The sequence below is a fragment of the Subtercola sp. PAMC28395 genome, assembly GCF_018889995.1.
Taxonomy (GTDB): domain Bacteria; phylum Actinomycetota; class Actinomycetes; order Actinomycetales; family Microbacteriaceae; genus Subtercola.
This window is the reverse complement of record NZ_CP076547.1, coordinates 746,320-772,023: the sequence shown is the minus strand read 5'-3', so window position 1 is coordinate 772,023 and position 25,704 is coordinate 746,320. Positions and strand designations below refer to the sequence as shown.

Sequence of the window (25,704 nt, the reverse complement as noted above, 5' to 3'; positions counted from 1 at the left end):
CGGTATCACACTGCGGGCAATCAAGTTGTGCACAATTGAAAGGCTCGGGAGGGATGCCCGGGTCTGATCGCTTTCGTGAACGTAGTATTGACGGACTATGGATGAGCCCCGCATGAACGTAGAGTCGTTCAACCTCGACCACCGCTCCGTGTCTGCCCCGTACATCCGTGTTGCCGATCGCAAGACCCTGCCGGCTGGCGATGTGATCACGAAGTACGACATTCGCTTCACCCAGCCGAACAAGGCGCATCTCGACATGCCTGCTGTGCACTCGATCGAGCACCTCTTCGCCGAGAAGTCCCGCAACCATTCCGACGCCGTGATCGACTTCTCGCCGATGGGCTGCCAGACCGGTTTCTACCTGATTCTGCAGGGCGACCCGGCCTACGACGATGTAGAGACGCTCGTCGCGACGACGATGGAGGACATTCTCGCTGCGACGAGTGTTCCTGCCGCCAACGAGGTGCAGTGCGGCTGGGGTGCGAACCATTCGCTCGTGGCCGCGCAGGCGGCTGTCGCCGCTTTTGTCGCCGGCCGCGATTCGTGGAGCACCGTCTCAGCATGACCGCCGGCATTCCACGAGCCATCGTGATCGTGGCGATGGACGACGAAGCCGCGCCCTTCATCGAGCGAGCCACCGCTGTCGGCGAACCGCGCTCTGTGGGCAACGCGATGATCCGCGAGATAACGTTTGCGGGCCTGCCCGTGCTGCTCGTGCGAAGCGGCATCGGTCTCGTCAACGCGGCGGGTGCCGCGACGGCTGCCATCCTGGCCACTGCACAAGACCGGGCGTCGTCGCTGCCGATGGTCATCAGCGCAGGAACCGCTGGTGGAGTGGATGAATCCGTGGCCGTCGGTGATGTCGTCATCGGCGGCACATACATCAACATCGACGCCGACGCCCGAGCGTTCGGTTACGAACTCGGCCAGGTACCCGGCATGCCACCCTTCTACACCGCGAGCAGTGAACACCTCGATGCTCTGGCCGACGGCTCATGGATGCCCGACCTCAGCGTCGCGAACCTTCCGGCCGTTACGACCCCGCTCGGCGCCGCAGACTCGGGCACGCTGTCCACGGGCTCGGTGCCTTCGGGCACGGCATCGCGTGGAACGGTGCCGTCGACGATCCACGTTGGCCTCATCGTGTCGAGCTACTCGTTCGTGAGCGAGCCACGTGCGCTGGTCATCCGGGATCAGTTCTCCGGCGCCCTGGCAACCGACATGGAATCGGTCGCCATCGCCCAGACCAGCTTCGTGCACGACCGGCCCTTTCTCTCGGTGCGTGGTATCTCCGACCTCTGCGGCCCCGTCGCCAACGCAGACTTCCTCACCCACGTCGACGACGCGGCCGACCGCTCGGCCCAGGTGATCGCCGCACTGCTGCAGCGCCTTCTGGCGCCAGGGTACTGAGAATCGGGTCCCGGGAACGCGACTTGGCGTGAGAGCGTGACCATGCACGGCAAATTGCGCCATTTATCCGCTGGGGGACCAAAGTCACTTTAGTGATTTGATCAAACGCGCACACTTGCTCCATGAATGATTTCTCGTCACGAAATGTCGCTCCCGTGGGGGGTGACAACGGCGCCGGTCAGAACACCGGGCGCGTGTTGGTCGGCATTGACGGATCTGCTGCTGGGACGAAGGCTCTCGCACAGGGAGCTCAACTTGCACGGACCCTCGGAGTGCCGCTCGAAGCGATTGCCGTCTGGCAGGCGCCGAAGATGGGCGGTCTGGCCCTTGGTGCGCAGAGTCGCGCACTTGCCGAACACGAGGCCAAGCATCGGGTCGACGTCAGCGCCTCGGCCGTCTTCGGTACGAGCAGGCCCGTGTGGTTCCATGGTTACTCAGCTGAGGGGCCGACAGCGAGCGTTCTCATCCAGCAGAGCCGTCGCGCATCGATGCTCGTTGTCGGCAGTCACGTCGCCGGGCAGGGAACGACTCACTCGCTGGGTTCGGTCGCCTCGACGTGCGCTGAGTATGCCTACTGCCCGGTTCTGGTGGTGCGGGTCGTGTCCGTCCCGATCCATGCGCCAGACCTCGTAGCCGTACCGTGAGTGCCCCGCCAGCCCCCCGACTGGCGGGATCACGATTACGCCTGGCTCGTCTCTTCGATTCTCGCTACTATCCCGGCCGCTTCGACGACCCGCAGGCCGCAGGTATAGCGATGGGATTTCTCGCCGTAGTCGGCTTCTGCGCAATCTGGCTCTACTCAACGACGATCGACGTCGCGGCTTCTCCCGCCCTCGTCTTCGTATTCCAGGTCTTCGGTGCCATCTGCCTGTTCTACAGCGTGATCGCCTGAGCCGATGCGTCGACGCGCCGTCACAGCGCTGCGCCGGTACGGTGGAACGTCCCAAACGGAGCCGATTGGGGACGTTTTCGCGCACCGGATGCCAGCCGACCCCCAGCCCTGCGTGCTCTCGGTACCGAGAGGGGCCGCAGTACTACGCTGGGCCCGAGCGGAACACTCGCAGTTCCCACGGCCGCAGCTCGCCCGCTGTGCCCTCTTCGGCATAGTTGCCCAGCACGAGCACGCCTGGCGTACCCGCGTCCGACTCCGACGTTGTGAATCCGGGCAGTGGCGGCAGGGGTTGCGGCTCAGACGAGAAGTTGCCGAGAACGAGCAGCCGGGCATCCGGGGTCGAACGCGTGAAGGCGTAGATGTGCTCGTCGCCCGGCAGCAGCATGGTGAAGTCGCCCGAAGCGACGACCGGGTCGCTGTGACGGAGCTCGATCACGCGGCGGTAGAAGCTGAACACCGAATCGGGGTCATCGACCTGGGTCGCTGCGTTGATCGTGGTGTGGTTGGGGTTGATGCCGATCCACGGAACGCCGCTCGTGAAGCCCGCGCCCGGCGCGTCGCTCCACTGCACCGGCGTGCGCGCGTTGTCGCGGTTCATCGGCGCGAGCGACGCCAGCACATCGGACTCTCGCAGCCCCCGCTTCGTCGTCGCTTCGCGGTGGTGGTTCAGCACCTCGATGTCACGGTAGTCGCCGATCTCGGCGAACGTCATGTTCGTCATGCCGAGCTCTTCGCCCTGGTAGACGTACGGCGTTCCGCGGTGCAGGTGCAGGATGCCCGCCAGCATCTTCGCCGAGAGCTTGCGGTATTCGCCGTCATCGCCGAAGCGCGACACCGCGCGGGGCTGGTCGTGGTTGCTCCAGTACAGGCTGTTCCAGCCGTGTTCGGCCAGGCCCGCCTGCCAGCGCCCGAGCGAGCGTTTCAGGTCGGTCAGCCGAAGCCGGGTCGGCTGCCACTTGTCGCCGTCGAGGTGGTCGAGTGATACATGCTCGAACTGGAATACCATGTTCACCTCCTCGCGGGCCGGGTCGGTGAACTGCGCTGCGTCGTCGACGGTGACGCCGGGCATCTCTGCCACTGTCAGCAGCTCACGGTCGCCGCGCGGGGCGAAGACCTCGGTGTGCATCTCGTGCAGAAACTCGTGGATGCGGGGCCCAGAGATGAAGAACGCAGACCCGTCGCCGTAAAGGCGGCCTTCATGCTGCACTCCGTCGGGCAGCAGCGGGTCTTTCGAGATGAAGTTGATGACATCCATGCGAAAACCGTCGACCCCGCGGTCGAGCCACCAGTTCATCATTTCGTACACCGCAGTGCGCACCTCGGGGTTCTCCCAGTTGAGGTCGGGTTGCTTCTTCGAGAACAGGTGCAGGTAGTACTGGCCGCTGGACTCGTCGTAGGCCCACGCCGACCCCGAGAAGGCCGAGCCCCAGTTGTTCGGCTCGGCACCAGGGGTGCCCGGCTCGAAGCCCGGCCGGGCATCCTGCCACCAGTACCAGTCCCGTTTCGGGTTGTCGCGTGACGAGCGCGACTGCACAAACCACGGATGCTCGTCGCTGGTGTGGTTCACGACCAGGTCCATCACCAGTTTCATACCCCGCTGGTGCAGGCCCTCTGTGAGCTCGGTGAGGTCTTCGAGGGTGCCGAAGAGCGGGTCGATGTCGCGGTAGTCGCTGATGTCGTAGCCGTTGTCGTCCTGTGGCGAGGTGTAGATGGGCGAGAGCCACAGCACATCGATGCCGAGGGTGTGCAGGTAGTCGAGCTTGCCGATGACCCCGCGCAGGTCACCCACCCCGTCGCCGTTCGAATCGGCGAAGCTTCGGGGGTAGACCTGGTACACGACGGCGTTCTCAAACCACTGATTCATGTCTCCATCCTCTCCCTTCGGCGCACAATTCGGCGTAGTAGTGTGTGGATGCTCGCCCAATTCTGCGGCGCAGCAACACGTCTGCGATGAACATGCGGGGGGCGGTGATCAGGAGTGGCTGCAAAGAAGCTGCGCGGCGCCAAGCCCGGCAGGCGCCGGCGCACCCTGTACTTTCCCGTGGACCCTGAGGCGATCGGCCGGGCCGTTGACGAAGGTGCGCTGATGTCGCGAACCGCCGCCACGATGGCGACGATGAACCACATCATCGTGGGCGCACTGCGCAACGGTGTCGACTACGACGCCGACGAGGTCGCGAGGTTCGTGAAACACGAGCTGCGCCTGCTCTCGCTGGAGCAGGCCGAGATGGCTGAGCACATCAAGCGGCTGATGTGGGAGTTCCCGCCGATGCTCCGCAAGTCGAGCACGGTCGCCGACTTCCAGCTGCTCACCCAGCGCCGCGTCACCTATTCGGCACTCGCGAGTGAACTCGCCCGCCTGCACGATGACGCGGACTACATCGCCGAGGCGGTCGATTCCTCCCAGAAGTGGGCGTGGTCAGAGCTCAGCCGCGCCATCGAGGTGCGGCTCGACGAGGTCATCGACCCGAGCGAGTCTGCCGAGTACGAGAGCATGCGCGAAGAGCGCATGCGAGCCCTCCGCGAAATCGACATCCCGCGCCTCGCCCGCAACTAGCGATCGACTTTCCCGAAGGTGCACGCTTTCGGCGCATTTGTTGCACCTTCGGGAAAGTCGATGGGGTGAGGGGGAAAGTCGAGCGGGGATTCAGGCGCGGGAGGTGCGGATCTCGCCGGTGGTGCGCATGCCCTCCTGGCGCAGCTCGAGCTGCGTGACCACGAGGGCTGCCAGATCTTCGAGGTTCTCGACCTCTGCCGGCGAGACCTCGCGGGGGACCATGTTGAGTACCACGAGCGTGCCGATGGTCTTGCCGGTGTGCCTCTTCAATGGCACACCGATGTAGAAGCGCAAGCCGAACGCGCCGGTGACCAGCGGGTGATTCTTGGTTCGCTCGTCGACACTGCAGTCTTCGATGATCACCGGGTCGTCGCTTGGCACATTGTTCACCGAGAAGTCGACATCCCTGACGATCGCCTCGACGTCAGCACCGAAGTGCGACTTGAACCACACCCGGTCGTGGTCGACGACGCTCACGAGCGAGATGGGCGCCGAGAAGAGTCGCGCGGCCATGGCCGTCACTCGGTCGAGAGCCTCGTCGGGAAGCGTGTCGAGAATTCCGCTGCGTGGTGCGGCGGGTCCGAATTCCTGGCCAGACGGGAAGAGGGGTTCTGTGGACTCCTCCTTGTGCCGGCCGCTCTCGGCTATGACGATGACCTTGAGAGCTGCAACAAGTTCGTGACGAGTCGGGCGATCGGCCGGCTCCCGCGCCGTCATCGCGGCGAGCAGTTGTTGCCAGAGCGGAGAGAGCGTGTCGGGGATGACCGGGTCACGTGTGAGACGGGCGATGGCAGACTCGACGATGCTGCCGGGGAACTCGAGCTTGCGGGTGAAACACTCCAGCAGCACGAGGCCGAGCGCGTACACGTCGCTCTCGGGGCCGACCGGTCTGCCTGATGCCTGCTCCGGACTCAGATACGCCGCCGTGCCCGTGGTCGCTCCTTCGGCCGTCATACGTTCGATGTCGTCTGAGAGGGCGATGCCGAAGTCGGTGAGTTTCGCCCTCGCTCGAGGCGCCCCGTCTCCGTAGTCGACAAGCAGGATGTTCGAGGGCTTGATGTCGCGATGAATCACGTTGTGCGCGTGAATGTAGTCCAGTGCTTCGGCCATGTCGTAGCCGATCTCGCCGATGTGCCGCGGAGACAGCGACGGAGCCGTCGGCGCGAGGCGGCGGTGCAGATCGGTGCCCTGCACCAGGGTCATCACGATGTAGCGGTTGGCGCGGCCGAACCCATCGAACTCGATACCGGCGTCGTGCATCTGCACGAGCGCATGGTGGTCGAGGCTCGCCAGAACTGCCAGTTCACCCTCCTGGCGCTCGGAGTCGACAGAAGAGTTGTGGAACAGCTTGATGGCGACGTCGCGCCCGAGCGTTTCGTCACGCGCCCGATAGACGGTCGCCATTCCCCCGTGCCCGAGAGGGTGCTCGAGCCTGTACCGGCCACCGAGAACTCTGTCAGTCGAGTCTGGTGCTGGCAGAGAGGCCACAGATACCCACTTTCATTGCTCATTTTAGCCAGCAGCTACCGCTCGATCGGGCTCTTTGGGAGGGACTTGACAGCGGGGAATATTTAGGGCAGTCACCGCGAATGAGGCGGGGTGGCACGGCCCGTGAGTCGACTGGCCCGTCCCGAGGTTCGCGGGGTCTTTGCGCGGTGTACCAAATCTGCACTAGCTTGAGCCGTACGTGCGCCCGATCATCCGGCCGGGCTGCTCGCACCAGGGGAGCACGACGCATGGCGACACTGCTGTACAGGATCGGTGGCTTCGCGGCCAGGCGGCACTTCGTGGTCATCGGGATCTGGGTGTTGCTGATCGCTGCGGCGCTGCTCGGCTCCAAGGTCTTCGACGGGCAGATGGCGCAGTCTGTCGAGATTCCCGGGACCCAGTCGCAGACCGCGATCGACATGCTGCAGAGCCGGTTCCCGGCAGCAAGTGGAGCCAGCGCAAAGGTGATCTTCGTCGCCCCGGAGGGCGGCGACATCCATGCCAACCAGGCGCAGATCGAGTCTGCGGTGAAGGCGCTCACGGCTCTCGACGATGTCGCCGCTGTGAGCGACCCCTTCGTGGCAGCCAACTCGGCCCAGATCGCAGCGAACAACTCGATGGCCTACGTCGCGGTGCAGTACTCCGTGCCCCAGTCTGAGCTGACCCAGGAGCAGGAGAATGCGGTCAGGGCCATCGGCCAGGCCGAAGCCACCGACGGGGTGACCGTGGCGTTCTCCGGGTTGGTGCCGGTGCCCGCGGCCGCCGACAACTCGCAGGAGGCCGTCGGGCTGCTCGTGGCGTTCATCATTCTCGCCATCACGATCGGGTCGCTGCTGGCGGCCGGTATGCCGTTGGTCACCGCAGGGATCGGTGTGGTCATCTCCACCAGTGCGATCACGATCTTCGCGAAGTTCGTCACGATCTCGTCGACCGCGCCCGTACTGGCGTCGATGCTGGGGCTCGCCGTGGGCATCGACTACGCGCTCTTCATCGTCTCGAGACACCGTTCGCAACTGGCCGCAGGCGTGAAACCGCGGGAGTCGATCGCGCTGGCCATCTCGACGGCCGGCAGCGCCGTGGTCTTCGCTGCCCTGACGGTGATCATCGCCCTCATCGGGCTGTCGGTGGTGCAGATTCCGTTCCTCTCTGTCATGGGTATCGGGGCGGCGGTTGGGGTGCTGCTCGCACTGGTTGTCTCGGTGACGCTGCTGCCGGCCATCCTGAGCCTGTTCGGCCGGAGGCTCATACCGAAACCGGGGTCTCGCGCGTTCAAACGTGAGGCAGCGACGCACGACACCGCCGGCGCCAAGCCGACGCTCGGCCGGCGCTGGGTGACGCTGGTCACGAAGAAGCCTCTGATCACTCTCATTTCGACGGCCCTCTTACTGCTCGTCGTCGCGGTGCCTGCGCTTGGCATGAAGCTCACCATTCCCGACGCCGGGTACGACCCGGAGGGGTCAGAGGCGCGGGTCGCCTATGACCTGCTGACCGAAGGCTACGGGCCCGGCTTCAACGGGCCGTTGCTCGTCACGGCAGACATCAGCAAGACCACCGATGTGCTGGGCGCACTGAAGGCGCTCGAAACCGAGTTCACGGGGCTGGCCGATGTCGCCGCCGTGAGCCAGGCCGGGCCGAACGCGGCCTTCGACATGGCGGTCATCTCGATCACCCCGTCGAGTTCGCCCGATTCCGATGCCACCAAGAACCTCGTCAACACCCTTCGCGCTGGTGCGCCGGCCTTCGAGAAGGCGAACGGCTTCACCTACATGGTCACCGGGCAGACCGCCGTGTCGATCGACATCTCGAACCGGCTCGGTGACGCGCTCGGCCCGTTCGCCCTCGTGGTGGTCGGGCTCTGCCTGGTGCTGCTCACGATGGTCTTCCGGTCGATCGCCGTTCCCATCACGGCGACCCTCGGCTTTCTGCTCTCGGTGAGCGCGTCGCTCGGAATCATCACCGCGATCTTCAACTGGGGCTGGCTCGCGGGGCCGATCGGGGTTCAGAAGGTCGGTCCCGTCATCAGCTTCATGCCCATTTTGGTCATGGCGGTGCTCTTCGGGCTGGCCATGGACTACCAGGTCTTTCTGGTGTCGCGTATGCGCGAGGAGTACACGAAGACCGGGCGCGCCTTCACCTCGGTGGTCGACGGGTTCAGCGCTTCGGCCCGTGTGGTCACGGCGGCTGCGCTCATCATGTTCAGCGTCTTCGCTTCGTTCGTGCCTGGTGGGGGAGCCGTGCTGCAGCCGCTCGCCGGCGCGCTCGCGATCGGCGTGCTGATCGACGCCTTCCTCGTGCGCATGACCCTGATTCCCGCGGTGATGGCGTTGCTGGGTGACAAGGCCTGGTACCTGCCGAAGTGGTTGCAGCGCATCGTGCCCGACGTCGACCTCGAGGGAGAGAAGGTGCACGCACTGCTGGCGGCGCGCAACTGGCGGCCCGAGCCCGAGGTTGCCGCTGGGCCCGCCACCGCCGTGCGCGCTGATGCTTCGGCCTCACCCGCCGCAACCGATACTGCGGCGAGCGATACCGCAGCGAACCCTGAGGGCGGCGCACTCGCCCTCGCTGAGACCACTGCGGCCGCGACAGGTTCTGTCGCGATCTCCGCTGAGGGTGCGCCCACTCCCGGCGAGGCCGGACTGCCCGCTGCGGCCGGCAGCGAAGTGGATGCCCGTCCCGGCACAGCCCCAGCCCTCGAAGCCAGCGCCCCCGAACCGGGCTCAGTCCTCTCCATCGCGGCAGGGGCCCTGCTGCTCGACGGCGTCGAACCGTTCGATCTGCGCGTCGGCGCAGGCGACATCCTCATCGTCGGCGGCACCCGCCACGACTCGGTCGCACTGCTCGCCGCGGTCACAGGCCGCCACACTGCCGGCGGGTTCCTCACCGTTCTGGGCCACGCCCAGCCCTTCGAGGCGAGCGCCCTCCGCCGCGAGGCGGTGCTCGTGCTCGCCACCGAGCTCGACGATTCGACCCTCACCCTCGCGGAGTACCTCTCCACCCAGGTCGCCCTCGTCGCCAAACGACTGCACCGCGCGCACCGCCGGGCGAAGGCGGTCAGTCTTCTCGGGCAACTCGAGGCCGTGCATCCGGAGCAGTTCACCGAGGTTTCGGCGCACACGCCCATCGGCCAGCTCAGTACCTATGCGCGAACCGCCGTCGACGTGGCGGTCGGCCTCGCGGCGGAGCGGCCACTGCTTGCGATCGATCTGACCACTCTCGGGCATCCGCTCGCTCTCGATCTCATCGAATCGGTCAACACGCTCGCGCCGGCATCGACCACGCTCGTCTTCGCGGTGTCGCCATTTGTCGACGGTGACGCCCTCTCGCTCGACGACGTCGGGTACGGCAACGCCCTGATAGCTCGCGAGATCGACCCAGAGGTCTTCGCGCCGTCGGCCTTCGGCCTCGAACTCGCTTCTCGCACGATCATGCGGCTGGAGCTTCACCCCAGCGCTCGAAAGGTACTGGCATGAAACGCCTCGCATCGCTGCTGAAATCCCCGGATACGGCCTCGCGTTCGAGGCCGGTGCGGATGATCGCCCTCGTGCTCGCCGTTCTGACCCCCCTGCTCGTTGCCGGCATCGCCATCGGCTCGGTCTCGGGCGCCTCGGCCGGGGCATCGGGTCGCCCGAACGTGCCGGCGGCCGTCGTCAACCTCGACACTGCCGTCACCACCACCCTCGGTGGCAAGCAGACCACCGTCGCTGCCGGCAAGCTGCTGACGCAGCAACTGCTCTCGTCGAACACGAGCGGGTTCTCGTGGACCATCACCGATGCCTCTGCCGCCTCGGCGGGTCTGGCGAGCGGCACCTACTCGGCCGTGGTGACGATTCCGAGTGACTTCTCGGCCCAATACATCTCGAGCCAGGGTGCCACCCCGATGGCTGCGACGCTGGCCGTGGAGACCAACGGCTCGCAGAGTTATGTGTCGGGCCTCCTCGCCACTGCGCTGGCCTCGAACGTGCAGTCGGCGCTCTCCACCAGCCTCACCGAGGCGTACATCAAGGGGCTGCTGGGCGGCTTCACGCAGCTCAACACCACCGTCGCCTCGGTCGGCACCCAGGCCGCACCGCTTGTCTCCGGCGCGGCCCAGCTCTCCACCGGAACTGCCAGCATGGCCACGGGAATGGCCAGCGCAGACAGCGGCATGCAGGCACTGAGTTCGGGGCTCACAGCTATCTCCTCTGCCGTTGACCAGCTTCCGAAAGCCACCGCAGACCTGAATGTCGGCGCGCAGATCGCCCAGGGCGGCACCAAGCTTCTCACCGACGGTCTCGCCGAGATGGTGCTGAAGCAGGCCGACATCGAACTTCGCCAACGCGTTCTCGATGACGGGTTCGCCGCCCTCACGCGCGATCTGCCGACACTCACCCCCGCCGAGGTGGCCAGCCGTGTTGCCGATCTCCAGTCGCAGTCGGCTTCCATCACGAAGTCGAGCGTTGCCGTCGGAGACGACCTCGACGTGGCCGTGCTCGGCACCGCCGCACTGCACGTCGACACCGACCTGGTGGCCAAAGGCACGTCTGCGCTCGCCGGCTCGATGCCGGAACTGGCTTCGAGCGTCTCGGCCGCGTCATCGGGGGCTGACGCCCTCGCCAGCGGTACCGCACAGCTCAGCTCCGCCAGCGCTGAGGTCGCCACGGGTGCTGCCGGTGTCTCGACCGGCACGACCCAACTCGTCGACGGCGTCAATCAGATCGCCGCCAACATCCCCACCTACACAGAGGCACAGCAGACGACGATCTCCACCGTGGTCGCCGCGCCGATCACCACCACGGTGACCAACGCCACGCGTACGTCTTCAGCCATGGATGCCGTGGCCGGCGTCATGGTGCCCATCGCGTTGTGGGCCGGTGCTCTTGCCCTGTACCTCGTGCTGGCACCGTTCACGGCCCTCGCGCTGGGCTCGGTGGCATCGACCTGGCGCATCGCACGCCGCTCGTTGGTGCCCGCGCTGCTGCTGGCGATCATCCAGGCCGCTGTTGTGCTCGTCGGTCTCGCCCTGCTCGGGGTGACGCCGGGGCACCGCATCGGCACGGCCGTGTTCGTGGTCGGCGCGTCGCTGGCCTTCGTCGCCCTGCACCAGGGCCTCGTTGCGATGTTCGGCAGGCTGGGCCGGATGCTCTCGCTCTCGTTCCTCGCGCTGCAGGTCGTCGCCGCGGGTGTTCTGGTTCCTGCCGCCTTCAGCCCTTCGTGGTTCGACGCCCTCTCGGGCATTCTGCCGCTGTCGGTTGCGGTCACCGGGCTGCAGGCGCTCGTAACTGGCGGCGACGTCGGTGGGGCGATCTCGGCACTCGTCATACTTGCGGTGATCGGGGCGATCGGCATCGCGCTGACCCTCGTGGCGATCTCGCGGCGACGAACCGTGGTGCTGCCGACGGCGTGACGGAGGGCCGCGGCTCCGGTCCTGGTTGCTGCACCGGCGGCACGGCGTCGCCGCGGGATCACCACGAATTCGGGGCGGTTCTTTCTTCGGCTATGATTACTGACGCAACACCTAGGAGCTGTCGCATAGTTCGGCCTAGTGCACCACCCTGCTAAGGTGGAGAGGGGTTTATACTCCTCCGTGGGTTCAAATCCCACCGGCTCCGCTGAACCAAAGACGACGACCTGCGGGTCGTCTTTTTTGGTTAGCGCGGTGCCCGTGGCAGAAAGTCTTGCTGTGCATCGGTGTTCATCGAATCACTACTGGTGCCCAGAGAGGCGCGTGCGTGGCGCGCAGCGATGGCATTCAGTGCGACAGTCTCAGATCGGAGACTTTTGACCGGCATGGACTCCGTGACGGCGTCGACTGTCGGGTCTCCCGCCGTGGTGGCGAGCCAGCGACGCATCGTTCGAGCATTGATCGCCGGGCAGATCTTCGGTGGCGTCGGCATGGGTGCCACGCTGTCGCTCGGTGCTCTGCTTGCTGCCCAGCTCGGGGGTTCGACGGCATGGTCGGGCATGGCGGCGACGATGAGCACGCTCGGCGCGGCCGCCGTTGCCGTTCCTCTCGCGCGTCTGGCTGCGGCTCGCGGCCGACGCCTCTCGCTTTCAAGCGGTTCGCTCCTCGCCGCGGTCGGCGCGATTCTTGCGATCACCTCCGCCCAGATCCAGTCGTTCCCCCTGTTGCTTGTCTCGCTCATGCTGCTGGGCGCGGGGTCGGCGACGAACCTCCAGGCGCGTTTCGCGGCCACCGACCTCTCCCAGCCGCGATCGCGTGCGCGTGACCTCTCGATCGTTGTCTGGTCGACGACAATCGGTGCCGTGCTCGGGCCGAACCTCTTCGGTCCGGGCGAGGTTGTCGGCGCCTTCCTGGGGTTGCCGCCACTGACGGGAGCCTTTGCGTTCTCACTTCTCGCCCAGCTGTGCGCTGCCGTCGTCTACGCCTTCGTCTTGCGACCAGACCCGCTGCTGACGTCATATGCACTGCTCGGAACGCGGCCCCTCGCGGGTTCGCGCACCGGCGGATGGGCGATCCTGCGCGCCAACCCACGCGCACGATATGCGGTGGCGACGATCGCGTTCAGCCAGGCCACGATGGTGGCGTTGATGTCCATGGCGCCGGTGCATCTCCGGGAGAACGGCGCGATGCTCACCATTGTCGGATTCTCCATCAGCCTGCATGTCGCGGGAATGTACGCTCTCTCGCCGGTCTTCGGGCGGATGTCTGATCGGTGGGGCCGCATGCCCGTCATCCTTGTCGGTCAGGGCCTGCTGCTGGCCTCCCTGCTCGTCTCCTCGCTCGGTGGAGCATCACAATCGTCGATGATGATCGCCCTCGTGTTGCTCGGGCTCGGGTGGTCGGCTTCGGTGATCGCGGGGTCGGCGCTCGTTTCCGACGCGGTCACGGCAGAACAGCGAACGCCGCTGCAGGGCTTCTCCGACCTGTCGATGAACGCTGCGGGTGCCCTCGGTGGTGCGGTGGCGGGCCCGATCATGATGGCCGCGGGATACTCGGGGCTGGCGTGGGTCGCCATGGTGCTCGTTGCTGCGGTCGGCGCCTGGTCGATCATCCGGATGCTCGGCTCACGCCCAGTCGCACGCCAGGTCGAGGCGGAATGACATCTGCGGAAAGATCATCTGGGCCGGCTGCGGCTTGCGCAAGCGCTTACGCACTGGGCTCAGGTGCGTGAGGCCTGCCGGCCCGTGGGTGCCTCGTCCGACAAATTGGGTTCAGGCGTGATGGTCAACTCGCCGTTGTTCGCGGTCACCATCATCTGTTCCACCCAGGCCCTGTTCAGCTGGGGTCTGACGTTCTCGGCGAACTCGAAGTGCAACTCGATCGCCGGATGCACCCACACCGTGTGGCGCCCATCGCCCGTCGGCGAAGCCCACGAGAAGGTGAACTTCTCTTCGCGCCGCAGCTTGGCGACGATCACCACTTTGAGGTGCGCGAGCACGCGGTCGTCGAACTCGGCCAACCTCGAGCCGGAACCGTAGAGGAGATTTCCCACTAGTGACACACCATCTTTCGGGTTAGCGGCCCCTCGTTACGAAGTGCACAAGAGGCCTCCGATGCTCGTCGACCATGGCGGGGTCCGGGCCACGCGGCGACTTCGTGCCTCAATGGTAGTCGGGCCTGACGTGCAGGACTCACTCATCCGAGATCGAGTTTCGTCAAGGGGCTGGTCGACAGCGAAAAGCCCGGCTTAACGTGGACTCATGACCTCACCGTATGCTCCGCAGGATCCCATCCGTCAGTACCCCAACCCGCCCTTTCCTCCTCAGCAGCAGGCAGCTCCAGGCGATGTGGCGAAGATGGACCCGCGGCCGGATCATGGCGAGAGGAGCTACGTCGGATCCGGGCGTCTCGCCGGAAGGAAGGCGATCGTGACGGGCGCGGATTCGGGCATCGGCCGGGCCGTGGCCATCGCCTATGCCCGTGAGGGGGCCGACGTCGCACTCTCTTATCTGCCAGAAGAGCAGGCGCAGGCCGAAGAGGTGGCAAAGCTCGTGGAGGATGCCGGGCAGAAAGCGCTTCTCTTTCCAGGAGACCTGCAAGTGGAGGCCACCAATGCCGCGCTGGTCGAGGCGACGGTCGACGACTTCGGCGGGGTGGACATCCTGGCCATCATCGCAGGCACGATGCCAACCGTCGACAGCATCGACGATTTCGAAACGGAAACTCTCGACCACGTATTGAAGACGAACATCTACCCCCTGTTCTGGCTGACGAAGGCGGCCTCTCCACATCTGAAGCCGGGCGCTTCGATCGTGACCTGTTCGAGCATCCAGGGCTTCAATCCCTCACCCCAGTTGGCCGAATACGCGGTGTCGAAAGCGGGGATCGCCAACTGGACGCGGGCCATGGCCCAACAACTCGCCGAGCGTGGCATCCGTGTCAACGGCGTCGCGCCGGGGCCGGTGTGGACCCCTCTTCAGCCAGCGTTCGTGCCCAATGAGAAGATCGAATCGTTCGGGAGTGAATCGGCTTACGGGCGCCCCGGTCAGCCTGCAGAACTGGCGCCGCCCTTCGTTCTACTCGCTTCGCAGGAGGCGAGCTACATCAGCGGTGAGACCATCGCGGTGACCGGTGGCACGCCGGTGCACTGAGCCGCACGAGGCGGAGGTCGACGCAACCCCGCGACGGGGTACGACGGCCCGATCATCCCCGATATCTGCCGATATGGGGTCGACACAAGAAAAGAGACCAGGATCCATGAGTACAGACAGCGATTCCCCCCGATCCGACGATCAGGGTCGGCCCGATGCCGATGACCTTCCCGATGGTTCGTCCTCTGACAGTGGTGACGGTGAAAGCCAGTCTGACACCGCGTCGGGCGGGGCGCCCGAGAAACCGTAGAGCGGATGGTTGTCGCACGATGCGATGACGCAGAAGAAGGGACGCGGCCGTGACCGCTGTCAGTGACTTCGTCATCGAGCGTGTCGGAGTCACCCTCATCGATGCGCAGGTCAGTCGGAATGTTCCGCCCCTGCCGCCGCACATCACCCTCGAGCACGCGAAGAATACAGCTCACGCCCTTCTGTAGGGCGATCCGTTCGAGCTCTCGGTGATCCGGGATTCGGCCGAGGCGCTGGCCAGCGAAGGTGTGCAGCGTGTGAAGCATGCACTTCACCTCGATCGAGACGACGATACGGAAGACCCCCGCTGACCGACATCCGGTCGGGGGATGGCCAGTGCGGAAGAGATGGCTCGTCGGTCTGGACCGCGCCGTCGTCAAGCCCCTTTCCGTGTGTTCCGACTTCGCGTAGACCAGAATCATGCGAGCTCTCACTTTTCAAGGAACCCAGAATGTCTCCGTCGAGACCGTACCTGACCCGATCATCCAGGAGCCGACGGATGCGATCATCCGGGTCACTTCGTCGGCCATCTGCGGCTCAGACCTGCACCTCTACGACGTTCTCGGAGCATTCATCAACAAGGGCGACATTCTCGGCCACGAACCGATGGGCGTCGTGGTCGAAATCGGCACAGGCGTGAAGAACCTTGCCGTCGGCGACCGGGTCGTGATCCCCTTCGTCATCGCCTGCGGGCACTGCTACATGTGCCAGCGGGGCCTTCACAGCCAGTGTGAGACCACGCAGAACCGGCACAGTGACAGTGGCGCATCGCTCTATGGGTACACCGAGTTGTACGGCGGAGTTCCGGGAGGGCAGGCAGAGTATCTGCGGGTGCACCTCGCGGACTTCAACGCTCTCAAGGTCGGCTCCGAACTGCCAGACGAGCGATACCTGTTTCTCAGCGACATTCTCCCCACTGCATGGCAGGGCGTGAAGTACGCTGACGTGCCCGACGGCGGAACGCTTGCGGTTCTCGGACTCGGCCCGGTCGGCCAGTTCGCCACTCGTATCGGCAGGCATCTGGGTTATCGGGTTCTCGGTGTCGACCCGGTGCCAGAGCGTCGCGCCATGGCCGAACGCCACGGGGTGCAGACCTTCGATCTGAACGATGACGTACTTGCTGTGCTCCGGGATGAGACCGAGGGCCGGGGCCCCGATTCGGTGGTCGACGCGGTCGGCATGGAGGCGCATGGCAATCCGGGTGCATCATTCGCGCAGAAGGCTGCCGGGTTGTTGCCCGACGCGGTGGCGCAGAAGGTCATGAAGACCGCAGGTGTCGACCGGCTGGCAGCACTGCACCTGGCGCTCGACGCGGTGCGGCGCGGCGGCACGGTCTCGCTCAGTGGCGTCTATGCCGGGGCGGGAGACCCACTGCCGATGATCCACATGTTCGACAAGGGCATCACCCTGCGAATGGGCCAGTGCAATGTGCAGAAGTGGCGCGATGAACTGGTGCCGATCGTCGAGGACCCCTCCGACCCCCTCGGCACGGAGGACCTCACGACCCACGCGGTGCCGTTTGAACGTGCCCCGGAGATGTACAAGACGTTCAAGGATAAGGAAGACGGCTGCATCAAGGTCGTTCTGAAGCCCGGCCTGGAATCCTGAGTAGCAGAGGGGCATTGAGGAAGACATGTCGACAAATCACCGAATCCTGAAGTGCCAGCCCGATGATGTCTTCGCGGTCATCGCGAACGGATGGTACTTTCCCACCTGGGTCGTCGGCGCCTCCCGCATGCGGGACGTCGATGCGGAATGGCCGCACACGGGTTCGCGGCTGCGGCACTCATTCGGGGTGTGGCCTGCGCTGATCAATGACGCGACCACGTCCCTGCAGTGGGATCCCCCGCACCGAGTCGTGATGCAGCCGAAAGGCTGGCCGATCGGGGAGGCGCGGGTAGTGATTGAGGTCGAGCCGCATTCGGCCGGGTGTCGCGTCACGATCGTTGAGAACGCGGTGAAGGGGCCGGGCACGCTGGTGCCGGGCATCCTGATGAATGCCCTGTTGTTCATCCGTAACATCGAGACGCTTCGCAGGCTCTCCTTCATGGCTGAAGCGCGAGCCGGCGGTGAGCTGTCCGCCTCTCACACGCCGACAGTGGATGATCGGACCCCGCCGAAGCGCGCATCGCGGGGCATCCTGCGTCGCGCCCTTCTCTACGGCGTGGGTGTCGCCTTTCTCTTCGGCGTGGTCACGCGCGGGCCGGCCACCCGAAAAGACTGAAAGCAGACGACGGCCGGGGAGGCCAGTGCCGGCGCAGGCCAACCAGATGATTGCCGCTCATGTCGGATGCGATATCAAATCCGCGCGCCCCTGGACCTGCTATTTCGGTGCCATGCGAATTGCTCCGTCCAGCCTGATGACTTCGCCGTTCAGCATCGCATTCGAGACGATGTGTTCGACCAGGGCGGCATACTCGTCAGCGCGTCCCAGCCGGGCCGGGTGAGGAACCTGCTGACCCAGCGAGTCCCGTGCATCCTTCGGCAGGGTCGCCAGCAGGGGGGTTTCGAAGAGCCCGGGCGCGATCGTGACGACGCGCACCAGTGATCTCGCGAATTCCCGCGCCAGGGGAAGCGTCATCGAGACGATGCCGCCCTTCGAGGCCGCGTATGCCGCCTGGCCGATCTGGCCGTCGTAGGCTGCGACCGACGCCGTATTGATGATTACTCCACGCTCTTCGCCCTGTTGCTCCGATCTGAGCAGTTCGACGGCGCTCAGGCGAATGACGTTGAACGTCCCGATGAGATTGACTCTGATGACACGTTCGAAGGCATCGAGCTCGAGTGGAACGCTCCCGCGAATTGTCAGTGCCGGTGTGCCGATTCCCGCGCAGTTCACGACCACCCGAAGCGGGCCGGTGCGGGCGGCCGCGGCGACGGCCGCTTCGACTTCAGGACCGTTGGTAACATCGGCTGCGACGAACTGAGCCGATGTCCCAAGGTCGCTGGCGACGTCGGTTCCGGCCGATGAGGGCAGGTCGACGAGGGTCACCCTCGCGCCGCCCGCTATGAGTCGGCGGGCGGTGGCCAAACCAAGCCCCGATGCTCCTCCGGTGATGATTGCACTTGCTCCCCTGATGTCCACCATGGCGTGGAGACCCCTTTCGTCCGGTGTTGATCTTCTTCACGACTTCGATCTGAGTTTCTGGTGACGGGTGCTGGGCACCTTCTCTCTCGTGATGAAGAATCAGATCTGGCCATGAAGCACTAGAGGCGTTCGATGATCGTCGCGTTGGCCATGCCGCCGCCCTCGCACATGGTCTGCAGCCCATAACGACCACCCGTCGCATCGAGGTAGTTCACCATCGTCGCGAGCAAGCGGGTTCCTGACGAACCGAGCGCGTGCCCGAGCGCGATTGCGCCGCCCCAGGGATTGACCTTGGACTCCGGGGCCCCGGTTTCGGCCCGGAAGACCAGAGGAACGGGAGCGAACGCTTCATTCACCTCGAAGGTGTCGATGTCATCGATACTGAGCCCGGCTTTGATCAGTACCTTCTGGGTGGCGGGAATGACGCCGGTGAGCATGTACAGCGGGTCACTGCCGACCACCGCCAGGCTGTGAACACGGGCCCGTGGTCGGAGCCCGAGTTGTGCGGCCTTGTCGGCACTCATGATGAGGGCAGCCGATGCGCCGTCAGTCAGGGGGGATGAGTTGCCTGGGGTGATCGACCAGTCGATCTGCGGGAAGCGCTTTTCATACCGTTCCTCGCGAAATGACGGCTGAAGCGAGCTGAGGGCTTCAACCGTGGTCGAGGATCGGATCGTCTCGTCGCGGGTGAATGGGCCCGACGGGGTGTCAACAACAGAAAGCTCGCGGGCGAAGTGACCAGCGTCTTGCGCCTGCGTTGCCCGCGCATGGCTTGCGGCGGAGAATTCATCGAGTCGGGTGCGACTGAGCTTCCACCTGGCCGCAATCAGCTCGGCAGAGATTCCCTGGCCCACCAGCCCCTCGGGGTATCTCACGGCGAGGCGGTCTCCGTGCAGATCTGCACCCTGCGTGGATGACCCCAACGGTACGCGGCTCATCGATTCGACGCCGCACGCGATCACCACGTCATGAGTCCCCGCGACGATCGCCTGAGCAGCGAACGCAACGGCCTGCTGACTGGATCCGCATTGCCGATCGATCGTGGTGGCCGGGATGGCCTCGGGAAAGCCTGCTGAGAGCACGGCGCTCCGAGTGAGGTTCAGTGATTGCTCGCCGACTTGCGACACGGTGCCGCCGATGACGTCGTCGATGATGTCCGGTGAGATCCCGGTGCGGGCAACGAGATCAATCAGCACGCTGGCGAGAAGATCGACTGGATGCACGGCGGAGAGCCCGCCGCCAGGTTTTCCTTTTCCGGAGGCTGTGCGAATGACTTCGATGATGACTGCTTCTGGCATCGTGTGGATCGCTTTCTCTGCGGTACTTTCTCAGCGGGTGGAGGGTGAACAGTGGAAGGTCTGGTCACACTGTGAAGCGCCGGCCGGCGTCGTCAGGCCATCAGTGGAGCATCGCGCGAAGAGCCTCGAGCTGTTCGATACGAGCCGTGGTGGTCTGTGCGAGGGTCGAAACGGATACCGTGGTCACACCGGAGTCGCGTAATGCGGCCACACGATCGCGGACATGCGATTCGGTGCCGATGAGAGACGTGCCCGTCACAAGGTCCTCGGGCAGTGCGCTGACCGCTTCGGCTTTCCTACCGGTCAGATACAGCTCCTGCACGGTGGCCGCCTCTGGTCCGAAGCCATACCCGGTGGCGAGATCGTTGTAGAAGTTCGCACCTCGTGCGCCCATGCCACCGACATAGAGGGCGACCGTCTGGCGGTACGTCTCCAGGGCTTCATCGACGTCGTCACCGATGTAGAAGGGCATCTTGGCGATGATGTCCAGAGGCTTGAGCTCGGGAGAGCGAAGTGCTGCTCCCTCAGCGAGGGCCCCTCCCCAGGCGGCAGCCGACTTCTCGGGGTGAAAGAAGATCGGCACCCACCCGTCGGCGATCTCTGCCGCCTGCGCGACGGCCTTGGGTGTCAGGGCGGCGATCGTGATGGGGATCGATGAGCGCACCGGGTGATTGACGAGTTTGAGGGGCTTGCCGAGGCCGCGGCCTCTGTCTGACCCCAGAGGCGCCTGGTAGTAGGTGCCCTGGTGGTCGAGCGGCTCGCGGCGCCACACAGTGCGACAGATTTCAACGTTCTCGCGAATCCGACCGAGGGGAGCGCTGAACGGCACGCCGTGGAAACCTTCGATCACCTGGGGTCCGGATGAACCGAGCCCGAGTTCGAATCGGCCGCCGGAGACGAAGTCGAGGCCGGCAGCTGTCATTGCCAGTAAGGCGGGGGTTCGTGAATAGATCGGAAGGATTCCCGAGGCGAGAGTGATCGACGTGGTTTTCGCGGCGAGGTACCCGAGCTGACTGACCGCGTCGAACGAGTACGCCTCTGCGACAGTGAGAAGGTCGACGCCGATCCGTTCGTACTCGACTGCCTCGTGGGCGGTTTCGGCAAATTCGCCCGAATACCCGAAGACAACGCCGAGTCTCGGTGGTACGGCTGTCGTTTCCATGGATGTCTCCTTCGACATCGGCCCCAAGCCCATGTCAGACAATCATCGCATTCGCGATCAAGGCATGGCGGAGGCGCTACGGCGTCATACGCTTGGATGGCGCGACCGGCATGGCACCGCGCAAGCGACGCGAGAAATGAGAAACATGCTCCCCCTGAAACTCGGTTACAAGGCCTCGGCCGAACAGTTCGCTCCGCGGGAGCTCGTCGAGATCGCCGTCGCCGCTGAGGGCCACGGAATGGAATCGGTGGTCGTGTCAGACCACTTCCAGCCGTGGCGGCACGAGGGAGGCCATGCACCGTTCTCCCTTTCCTGGATGGCAGCGGTGGGCGAGCGCACCTCGACGGTTCAGATCGGTACCTCGGTGATGACGCCGACGTTCCGCTACAACCCGGCGGTGCTCGCCCAGGCATTCGCGACCATGGGGTGCCTGTATCCGGGGCGCATCATGCTCGGCGTGGGCACCGGCGAGGCCCTCAACGAGGTTGCGACCGGGTTCCGCGGCGCCGGCGCCCAGGACTGGCCCGAATTCAAGGAGCGATTCGCCCGGCTGCGCGAAGCAGTCGACCTGATGCGGCAACTCTGGACCGGCGAACGGGTCGACTTCGCGGGCGAGTACTACTCCACTCACGGGGCCTCGATCTACGACCGCCCCGAGCATCCGATTCCCGTCTACATCGCAGCCGGCGGCCCGGTCGTTGCCCGCTATGCCGGGCGCGCGGGGGACGGCTTCATCTGCACCTCCGGCAAAGGCATGGATCTCTACACAGAGAAGCTGCTTCCCGCCGTGGCCGAGGGCGCAGCTGCGGCCGACCGTGACCCTGGGGCCATCGACCGGATGATCGAAATCAAGCTCTCGTACGACACCTCAGCTGAAACTGCGCTGGACAACACCAGGTTCTGGTCGCCGCTGTCGCTCAGCAAGGAGCAGAAGCACGACATCACCGACCCGATCGAGATGGAGCGAACGGCCGACGCCCTGCCGATCGAGCAGATTGCATCGCGCTGGATCGTCGGCAACGACCCTGACGTCGTGGTCGCAGCGATCAAGCCGTACCTCGACGCAGGCCTGAACCACCTCGTCTTCCACGGCCCCGGCCAGGATCAGCGACGCTTCCTCGAGCTGTTCGAGCGTGACCTGGCCCCCCGGTTGCGTGCCCTCTGACCGAGCGACCTGCTAGGAAAGCACCGGTCGCGACGCGCGCTGGGGCGCGATGAACACCAGCGCCGGAAAGGTGATCAACGCCAGCGCGATGTGCATGAGCACCAGGATGAACACTCCTCCAGCCGGTTGCCCCTTGTAGAGGATCCAGACGTCGGGGGCAAACCCGACGATCGTCACGATCACGGCGAGCCAGAAGTAGAGGCGCCTCGCGCGGGTGCTGAGCAGGGTGACGATCGGCCACGCGAGCGATGCAAGAATCACCCCGATGATGGTGAGTTTTCCATAGTCGCCGAAACCGTAGTGCTCGTAGCCCTTCGTTGAAGGGAAGAGCACGACGCCCAGCTGGGCGAGCGCAGCGCAGGCGGCGAGTGAGGCCACGACGGCAACCACGGTCGCGACGATGAACCGCACGACGCCCGGTTGGTTTGTGCCGAGCGGAAAGTCGAGTCCGAGCACATCGACGAGGCGGTTTCCCGGGCCTTTCACGGGCGTGCTCTGCGAATTCTGGGTCATGGTGAGACGTTCCTGTCTGCCTGCACCGGAGAGTTCTGCGGCAGGTTCACTCGCCACTCTAGGGTTCTGCCGTCGCGGCGGCATCGAACGAGCGAGTGATTCTTCGATCATCCCTGAGGATGACGCGGTGGGCGATCGGCCGCACGCTGCTCGAGCCACTGCTGAAAGCTCTGCTGGCCGAGCCGGGTGCCCGGCGCCGGCAACAGGCCGCCGTTGCGCATCGCTCTGCCCATTGCCCCGGGCAGAGCGACCCCCAGCACCGGGCGGCGTAGCCCGAGGGATCGGAGATACCGGCGCACCATATCGGGCATGCTCTCTTGGAGGGGGCCGGCGAGATCGGGTGCCAGGCCGATCGGCTCGGCGGTGGCGATGCGAAGGAGCTCGGCGGCGACCTCGGCGGCCGCGATCGGCTGGGAGCGCATCGCGGGTACGAGCTGGATGCCGACGCCAGTGCCTCGAGCCACGCTCTGCTGGGCGAACTCGTGGAATTGCGAGGCGCGGAGCAGCGACCATCCATCGCCTGATTTCATGATTTCTCGTTCTTGTGCCGCTTTGCCTGCGTAATAACCAGAGTCTGCTGCTGCGGCACCGATGATGGAGAGCGCGACGTGGTGCGGCACCCCGGCCCGGCGTTCGGCAGCGAGAAGATTCTGCGTCACGGTGCTGAAGAACGAGACGGCGACCGCCGTTGACAGGCTGCCCGTCGAGGTGACATCGATGACGGCGTCGACACCGGCCAGCCGCTCGGCCAGGCTGTCGGCAGAGGCCGTGGTCGCGGTGCTGAGGTCGACGCCCGACGCCCGGGTCATCGCGAGGGTCTCGTGCCCGGCGGCACGCGCTGCGGTCTCGACGTAACGGCCGATGGTTCCGCTTGCGCCGACGATGGCGATCTTCACTGGGGGTTCTCCTTCGTGGTGAGTGGTCTGCGGGAGGGAAACAGGAGGATGATGCCCAGAAGGGCGCTGAGGCCGAGCGTGACCAGGTTTCCGACCCTGTCGGTCGTGCTTCCCATGAGATTGGTGGCGTGGTAGTAGAAGTGCAGCACACCGAAGATCGCCCAGCCAAGCCCCGCCAGCCGGCCAGGGAACGCAGAGCGCGTGAAGATCGCGGTGATGCTGATCGCCGACAGTGCGAGGTAGAAGCTGCCCACATCGCTGATGAGGTGGTCGTTGAACGGGCCCATCATAATGAGCCAGTGCAACCCGAGGCCAGGGAACGTGTCGTAGAACGAGCGGTGGAAGAACTCCGCCCAAATGCCCACGCAGAGCCCGATGACCGCGGTGAGCGAGAGAATCACTCGCCGAAAAGGTGTGTTCATACTTATCACGACGACGCAGCCACCCGAAGTGTGAGTCCAGACCTCACATTGGCAGCCTCTGCATCGTCGTGACGGTAAGAGGAGTTGGGTTCATGACCGAATACGATGCAGCGGAGAGCGATATCGACGCCGAGCTCATCGGTGAACGCCGTCAGCTGCTTTCGCTGGCATTCCGGATGCTCGGTACCCTCACCGAGGCCGAAGACGCCGTGCAGGAGACCTACGTCCGGTGGTACCGAATGGCGCAGGCCGACCGTGATCGCGTCGACGTACCCGCCGCCTGGCTCACGCGCGCCGCAAGCCGCATCTGCTTGGACATGCTCGGGTCTGCGCGGGCGCGTCGCGAATGCTACGTCGGGCCGTGGTTGCCGGAGCCCCTGCCGGTCTCGACGTTCGCCAGCCTGCCCGTCGACCCGCTCGACCGCGTCACACTGGATGACTCGGTCAGCACGGCGCTCCCCCTGGTGCTCGAACTCCTGACTCCAGCCGAGCGCGTGGTTTTCGTTCTGCACGACGTGTTCGCCGTGCCGTTCGCGGAGATCGCCGAGATCGTGGGCAGGTCGCCCGCGGCCTGCCGCCAGCTCGCAACCTCCGCGCGCGCTCGTGTGCAGATGCAGAAGACCCGGGACGTACCGAGGCCAGAGCACGACCGGGTCGTGCGCGCGTTCGCCGAAGCGAACCGCTCAGGAGACCTTCTGTCCTTGATCCGCACTCTCGACCCGAACGTGGTGCTGAGCTCTGACGGGGGCGGTAGAGTCTCTGCGGCGCGCCACCCGGTCTCTGGTGCCGACCGAGTTTCGAGGTTCCTGTTGGGCGTGCTGAGCAAGGGCGGGGGAGTTGACGTGCTCGAGCAGCAGACGAACGACGGGCTCGGATTCGCTCTTTGGAGAGAGGGACGCATTGTAGGCGTCGTGACGCTCGAAGTCGGCGCTGGACTGGTTACGAATGTTCGTATGGTGCTGAACCCCGACAAGCTCACCCTCTGGAACTGACCACGACTTCAGAATCGGCCCCCGAATCGCGCCACTGAACTGCTACAGTCCAGATAGTTGCTCCAATCCTTGGCGACGGATATATGCCGTCCTCAAGCAGGGATTCTCATGGTAGCCACGCGCACTGACCCGAACAGTGAAGAGATCGCCGTCGTCATCGGCTGGAGCGACCCGGGCAACGTGCTCTTCACCGGAACCACGTCGTTCCAGGTCGAGTTCGAGCCGACGTCGGCGAATCACGACCAATGAACGGCCCAGCGAACAGGGTCGCCCTGCTCAGCGCGCTGGCATTCAGCTGATGCGAGTGGCATTGAGGCAGATCGGTGAACAACTGCTGATCAATGGTGGCAGTGCTGTCACGTCGACGAAGAGATCTGCGGGCTCGACAACGGAGATAACGCGAGTCGCCGACTACTTCTTCTCGGTGGCCGACCTCTGCAGAGCCACGCATCCCGTGATGCTCACAATCACCGCAGACGAACTGGTGTTGACGGGCACGGCACCGATAGGTTCCACGATGATCGTGTGTGCGCCGAGCTGCGGCACCCCGCGCATCGCACGACATGCCGCAGCATCGCTCGCCGCCGGGAACACCGTCGAGCTGGCCCTGCTCGAGGAGCCGTCTCCGCTGCTTGCATTGCTCGCACTGATTGTGGAGAACGTCTTGCCGGCCCCGAGATTCGCAATCATGAGCGAGCGCACAGGCTGGGCCGTCGCTGGTGTGAACCCCACTGTGGTGATCCTCACGACGACCGACGTGTTCATGAACGGCGAACCGCGCACGCGCCGCCGAGAAGAAGCCGATGCCGATGGCGGTTCTGGCGCACTCATCGAGTTCTACAGTCGCCGCGAGACGGTCAGAGTACCGGTGCGTCGGTCATAGCTGGTTCACGGTGCCGGAGCTGGGCCGTCTGATGGCGTGGCATCAGGAAGCTGAAGGAGTCCGTGAGCCAGGAGCAGTTCGTTGACGATCTGCTCCTCCAGCGCGTCTTCTGCGCTCTCGATGCGGTCGGACCGCTCTGGTGTTGTGTCGGTCATCG

The 25,704-nt window shown here is 65.1% G+C and carries 27 protein-coding genes and 1 tRNA gene; 18 read left to right on the top strand and 10 right to left on the bottom strand.

Going from position 1 to position 25,704, the window contains the following annotated elements; all coding sequences use genetic code 11:
* Window positions 1–112: 112 nt before the first annotated feature.
* The 4 genes from KPL76_RS03715 (at window position 113) to KPL76_RS03700 (ending at window position 2,302) form a co-directional block, all read left to right on the top strand.
* A complete protein-coding gene (locus KPL76_RS03715; protein ID WP_216335177.1) occupies window positions 113–565 on the top strand; it encodes an S-ribosylhomocysteine lyase in 453 nt (150 codons plus the stop codon).
* On the top strand, window positions 562–1,410 hold the full coding sequence (locus KPL76_RS03710; RefSeq protein WP_216335176.1) for a 5'-methylthioadenosine/S-adenosylhomocysteine nucleosidase: 849 nt from the start codon (window positions 562–564) through the stop codon (window positions 1,408–1,410). The genes KPL76_RS03715 and KPL76_RS03710 overlap by 4 nt, the downstream gene beginning before the upstream one ends.
* 122 nt (window positions 1,411–1,532) lie before the next feature.
* The gene (locus tag KPL76_RS03705) at window positions 1,533–2,054 is read left to right on the top strand and encodes a universal stress protein (RefSeq protein WP_216335175.1); all 522 of its coding nucleotides are present in this window, start codon (window positions 1,533–1,535) and stop codon (window positions 2,052–2,054) included.
* Between the two features lie 110 nt (window positions 2,055–2,164).
* Entirely contained in the window at window positions 2,165–2,302 is a 138-nt protein-coding gene (locus KPL76_RS03700; protein ID WP_216335174.1) for a hypothetical protein, read from the top strand.
* 142 nt (window positions 2,303–2,444) lie between these two features.
* Here KPL76_RS03700 and KPL76_RS03695 read toward each other — a convergent pair whose 3' ends face one another.
* Window positions 2,445–4,166, bottom strand: a complete 1,722-nt coding sequence (locus tag KPL76_RS03695) for an alpha-glucosidase (RefSeq protein ID WP_216335173.1) — start codon at window positions 4,164–4,166, stop codon at window positions 2,445–2,447.
* Window positions 4,167–4,280: 114 nt separating this feature from the next.
* Here KPL76_RS03695 and KPL76_RS03690 point away from each other — a divergent pair, with 114 nt between their 5' ends.
* Window positions 4,281–4,859, top strand: coding sequence for a hypothetical protein (locus tag KPL76_RS03690; RefSeq protein WP_216335172.1), 579 nt, complete (start codon window positions 4,281–4,283; stop codon window positions 4,857–4,859).
* 90 nt (window positions 4,860–4,949) lie between these two features.
* Here the strand turns inward: KPL76_RS03690 and KPL76_RS03685 are convergent, their stop codons facing one another.
* A complete protein-coding gene (locus tag KPL76_RS03685) occupies window positions 4,950–6,347 on the bottom strand; it encodes a protein kinase (RefSeq protein WP_256438722.1) in 1,398 nt (465 codons plus the stop codon).
* A gap of 248 nt (window positions 6,348–6,595) precedes the next feature.
* On the opposite strand from KPL76_RS03685, the gene KPL76_RS03680 reads away from it, so the two are divergent.
* The 4 genes from KPL76_RS03680 (at window position 6,596) to KPL76_RS03665 (ending at window position 13,388) form a co-directional block, all read left to right on the top strand.
* The gene (locus KPL76_RS03680) at window positions 6,596–9,817 is read left to right on the top strand and encodes an MMPL family transporter (RefSeq protein WP_216335170.1); all 3,222 of its coding nucleotides are present in this window, start codon (window positions 6,596–6,598) and stop codon (window positions 9,815–9,817) included.
* The gene (locus KPL76_RS03675; RefSeq protein WP_216335169.1) at window positions 9,814–11,730 is read left to right on the top strand and encodes a YhgE/Pip family protein; all 1,917 of its coding nucleotides are present in this window, start codon (window positions 9,814–9,816) and stop codon (window positions 11,728–11,730) included. The genes KPL76_RS03680 and KPL76_RS03675 overlap by 4 nt, the downstream gene beginning before the upstream one ends.
* 114 nt (window positions 11,731–11,844) lie before the next feature.
* A tRNA-Ser gene (locus KPL76_RS03670) sits at window positions 11,845–11,935 on the top strand.
* A 178-nt stretch (window positions 11,936–12,113) separates the two neighbouring features.
* Entirely contained in the window at window positions 12,114–13,388 is a 1,275-nt protein-coding gene (locus KPL76_RS03665) for an MFS transporter (protein WP_216335168.1), read from the top strand.
* A 59-nt stretch (window positions 13,389–13,447) separates the two neighbouring features.
* On the opposite strand, the gene KPL76_RS03660 is transcribed toward KPL76_RS03665, so the two are convergent.
* Window positions 13,448–13,789 (bottom strand): hypothetical protein, encoded by a 342-nt coding sequence (locus KPL76_RS03660; RefSeq protein WP_371733934.1) that lies wholly within the window; start codon window positions 13,787–13,789, stop codon window positions 13,448–13,450.
* A gap of 199 nt (window positions 13,790–13,988) precedes the next feature.
* On the opposite strand from KPL76_RS03660, the gene KPL76_RS03655 reads away from it, so the two are divergent.
* The 5 genes from KPL76_RS03655 (at window position 13,989) to KPL76_RS03635 (ending at window position 17,352) form a co-directional block, all read left to right on the top strand.
* Window positions 13,989–14,879: an SDR family oxidoreductase gene (locus KPL76_RS03655; protein ID WP_216335167.1), complete on the top strand. Its 891-nt coding sequence runs from the start codon at window positions 13,989–13,991 to the stop codon at window positions 14,877–14,879.
* A 106-nt stretch (window positions 14,880–14,985) separates the two neighbouring features.
* Complete coding sequence (locus tag KPL76_RS03650; RefSeq protein WP_216335166.1) at window positions 14,986–15,129, top strand: hypothetical protein; 144 nt, start codon at window positions 14,986–14,988, stop codon at window positions 15,127–15,129.
* A 49-nt stretch (window positions 15,130–15,178) separates the two neighbouring features.
* A complete protein-coding gene (locus KPL76_RS03645; RefSeq protein ID WP_216335165.1) occupies window positions 15,179–15,316 on the top strand; it encodes a hypothetical protein in 138 nt (45 codons plus the stop codon).
* A 232-nt stretch (window positions 15,317–15,548) separates the two neighbouring features.
* Window positions 15,549–16,736, top strand: a complete 1,188-nt coding sequence (locus KPL76_RS03640; protein ID WP_216335164.1) for a zinc-dependent alcohol dehydrogenase — start codon at window positions 15,549–15,551, stop codon at window positions 16,734–16,736.
* Between the two features lie 25 nt (window positions 16,737–16,761).
* Window positions 16,762–17,352, top strand: coding sequence for an SRPBCC domain-containing protein (locus tag KPL76_RS03635; RefSeq protein ID WP_253202153.1), 591 nt, complete (start codon window positions 16,762–16,764; stop codon window positions 17,350–17,352).
* A gap of 99 nt (window positions 17,353–17,451) precedes the next feature.
* On the opposite strand, the gene KPL76_RS03630 is transcribed toward KPL76_RS03635, so the two are convergent.
* From KPL76_RS03630 to KPL76_RS03620, 3 genes are all read right to left on the bottom strand, one after another.
* A complete protein-coding gene (locus KPL76_RS03630) occupies window positions 17,452–18,213 on the bottom strand; it encodes an SDR family NAD(P)-dependent oxidoreductase (protein ID WP_216336009.1) in 762 nt (253 codons plus the stop codon).
* A gap of 122 nt (window positions 18,214–18,335) precedes the next feature.
* Window positions 18,336–19,514: a thiolase family protein gene (locus KPL76_RS03625; RefSeq protein ID WP_216335163.1), complete on the bottom strand. Its 1,179-nt coding sequence runs from the start codon at window positions 19,512–19,514 to the stop codon at window positions 18,336–18,338.
* 100 nt (window positions 19,515–19,614) lie between these two features.
* Window positions 19,615–20,676, bottom strand: coding sequence for an LLM class F420-dependent oxidoreductase (locus tag KPL76_RS03620; protein WP_216335162.1), 1,062 nt, complete (start codon window positions 20,674–20,676; stop codon window positions 19,615–19,617).
* A 145-nt stretch (window positions 20,677–20,821) separates the two neighbouring features.
* On the opposite strand from KPL76_RS03620, the gene fgd reads away from it, so the two are divergent.
* Window positions 20,822–21,841, top strand: coding sequence for a glucose-6-phosphate dehydrogenase (coenzyme-F420) (fgd, locus tag KPL76_RS03615; protein WP_216335161.1), 1,020 nt, complete (start codon window positions 20,822–20,824; stop codon window positions 21,839–21,841).
* Between the two features lie 12 nt (window positions 21,842–21,853).
* Here the strand turns inward: fgd and KPL76_RS03610 are convergent, their stop codons facing one another.
* The 3 genes from KPL76_RS03610 to KPL76_RS03600 form a co-directional block, all read right to left on the bottom strand.
* A complete protein-coding gene (locus tag KPL76_RS03610; RefSeq protein ID WP_216335160.1) occupies window positions 21,854–22,354 on the bottom strand; it encodes a DUF6069 family protein in 501 nt (166 codons plus the stop codon).
* A gap of 107 nt (window positions 22,355–22,461) precedes the next feature.
* Window positions 22,462–23,250 carry an SDR family oxidoreductase gene (locus tag KPL76_RS03605; protein WP_216335159.1) on the bottom strand — a complete coding sequence of 263 codons (789 nt, stop codon included), beginning with the start codon at window positions 23,248–23,250 and terminating at the stop codon, window positions 22,462–22,464.
* Entirely contained in the window at window positions 23,247–23,672 is a 426-nt protein-coding gene (locus KPL76_RS03600; RefSeq protein ID WP_253202152.1) for a hypothetical protein, read from the bottom strand. The genes KPL76_RS03605 and KPL76_RS03600 overlap by 4 nt, the downstream gene beginning before the upstream one ends.
* A gap of 92 nt (window positions 23,673–23,764) precedes the next feature.
* Here KPL76_RS03600 and sigJ point away from each other — a divergent pair, with 92 nt between their 5' ends.
* The 3 genes from sigJ to KPL76_RS03585 all read left to right on the top strand — a co-directional run bounded on the left by sigJ (window position 23,765) and on the right by KPL76_RS03585 (window position 25,547).
* Window positions 23,765–24,664 (top strand): RNA polymerase sigma factor SigJ, encoded by a 900-nt coding sequence (gene sigJ / locus KPL76_RS03595; RefSeq protein ID WP_216335158.1) that lies wholly within the window; start codon window positions 23,765–23,767, stop codon window positions 24,662–24,664.
* Between the two features lie 108 nt (window positions 24,665–24,772).
* Window positions 24,773–24,913, top strand: coding sequence for a hypothetical protein (locus KPL76_RS03590; RefSeq protein WP_216335157.1), 141 nt, complete (start codon window positions 24,773–24,775; stop codon window positions 24,911–24,913).
* A 55-nt stretch (window positions 24,914–24,968) separates the two neighbouring features.
* Window positions 24,969–25,547: a hypothetical protein gene (locus KPL76_RS03585; RefSeq protein WP_216335156.1), complete on the top strand. Its 579-nt coding sequence runs from the start codon at window positions 24,969–24,971 to the stop codon at window positions 25,545–25,547.
* A 5-nt stretch (window positions 25,548–25,552) separates the two neighbouring features.
* Here KPL76_RS03585 and KPL76_RS03580 read toward each other — a convergent pair whose 3' ends face one another.
* The gene (locus tag KPL76_RS03580) at window positions 25,553–25,702 is read right to left on the bottom strand and encodes a hypothetical protein (protein WP_216335155.1); all 150 of its coding nucleotides are present in this window, start codon (window positions 25,700–25,702) and stop codon (window positions 25,553–25,555) included.
* Between the last annotated feature and the right edge of the window lie 2 nt (window positions 25,703–25,704).

Excerpts from the sequence above, each read along its gene's own strand:
- KPL76_RS03715 (WP_216335177.1), top strand. The coding sequence starts at position 113 with ATGAACGTAGAGTCGTTCAACCTCGACCACCGCTCCGTGTCTGCCCCG.
- KPL76_RS03710 (WP_216335176.1), top strand. The coding sequence starts at position 562 with ATGACCGCCGGCATTCCACGAGCCATCGTGATCGTGGCGATGGACGAC.
- KPL76_RS03705 (WP_216335175.1), top strand. The coding sequence starts at position 1,533 with ATGAATGATTTCTCGTCACGAAATGTCGCTCCCGTGGGGGGTGACAAC.
- KPL76_RS03700 (WP_216335174.1), top strand. The coding sequence starts at position 2,165 with ATGGGATTTCTCGCCGTAGTCGGCTTCTGCGCAATCTGGCTCTACTCA.
- KPL76_RS03695 (WP_216335173.1), bottom strand. The coding sequence starts at position 4,166 with ATGAATCAGTGGTTTGAGAACGCCGTCGTGTACCAGGTCTACCCCCGA.
- KPL76_RS03680 (WP_216335170.1), top strand. The coding sequence starts at position 6,596 with ATGGCGACACTGCTGTACAGGATCGGTGGCTTCGCGGCCAGGCGGCAC.
- KPL76_RS03675 (WP_216335169.1), top strand. The coding sequence starts at position 9,814 with ATGAAACGCCTCGCATCGCTGCTGAAATCCCCGGATACGGCCTCGCGT.
- KPL76_RS03665 (WP_216335168.1), top strand. The coding sequence starts at position 12,114 with ATGGACTCCGTGACGGCGTCGACTGTCGGGTCTCCCGCCGTGGTGGCG.
- KPL76_RS03655 (WP_216335167.1), top strand. The coding sequence starts at position 13,989 with ATGACCTCACCGTATGCTCCGCAGGATCCCATCCGTCAGTACCCCAAC.
- KPL76_RS03650 (WP_216335166.1), top strand. The coding sequence starts at position 14,986 with ATGAGTACAGACAGCGATTCCCCCCGATCCGACGATCAGGGTCGGCCC.
- KPL76_RS03640 (WP_216335164.1), top strand. The coding sequence starts at position 15,549 with ATGCGAGCTCTCACTTTTCAAGGAACCCAGAATGTCTCCGTCGAGACC.
- KPL76_RS03635 (WP_253202153.1), top strand. The coding sequence starts at position 16,762 with ATGTCGACAAATCACCGAATCCTGAAGTGCCAGCCCGATGATGTCTTC.
- KPL76_RS03625 (WP_216335163.1), bottom strand. The coding sequence starts at position 19,514 with ATGCCAGAAGCAGTCATCATCGAAGTCATTCGCACAGCCTCCGGAAAA.
- KPL76_RS03620 (WP_216335162.1), bottom strand. The coding sequence starts at position 20,676 with ATGGAAACGACAGCCGTACCACCGAGACTCGGCGTTGTCTTCGGGTAT.
- fgd (WP_216335161.1), top strand. The coding sequence starts at position 20,822 with ATGCTCCCCCTGAAACTCGGTTACAAGGCCTCGGCCGAACAGTTCGCT.
- KPL76_RS03610 (WP_216335160.1), bottom strand. The coding sequence starts at position 22,354 with ATGACCCAGAATTCGCAGAGCACGCCCGTGAAAGGCCCGGGAAACCGC.
- KPL76_RS03600 (WP_253202152.1), bottom strand. The coding sequence starts at position 23,672 with ATGAACACACCTTTTCGGCGAGTGATTCTCTCGCTCACCGCGGTCATC.
- sigJ (WP_216335158.1), top strand. The coding sequence starts at position 23,765 with ATGACCGAATACGATGCAGCGGAGAGCGATATCGACGCCGAGCTCATC.
- KPL76_RS03590 (WP_216335157.1), top strand. The coding sequence starts at position 24,773 with ATGGTAGCCACGCGCACTGACCCGAACAGTGAAGAGATCGCCGTCGTC.
- KPL76_RS03580 (WP_216335155.1), bottom strand. The coding sequence starts at position 25,702 with ATGACCGACACAACACCAGAGCGGTCCGACCGCATCGAGAGCGCAGAA.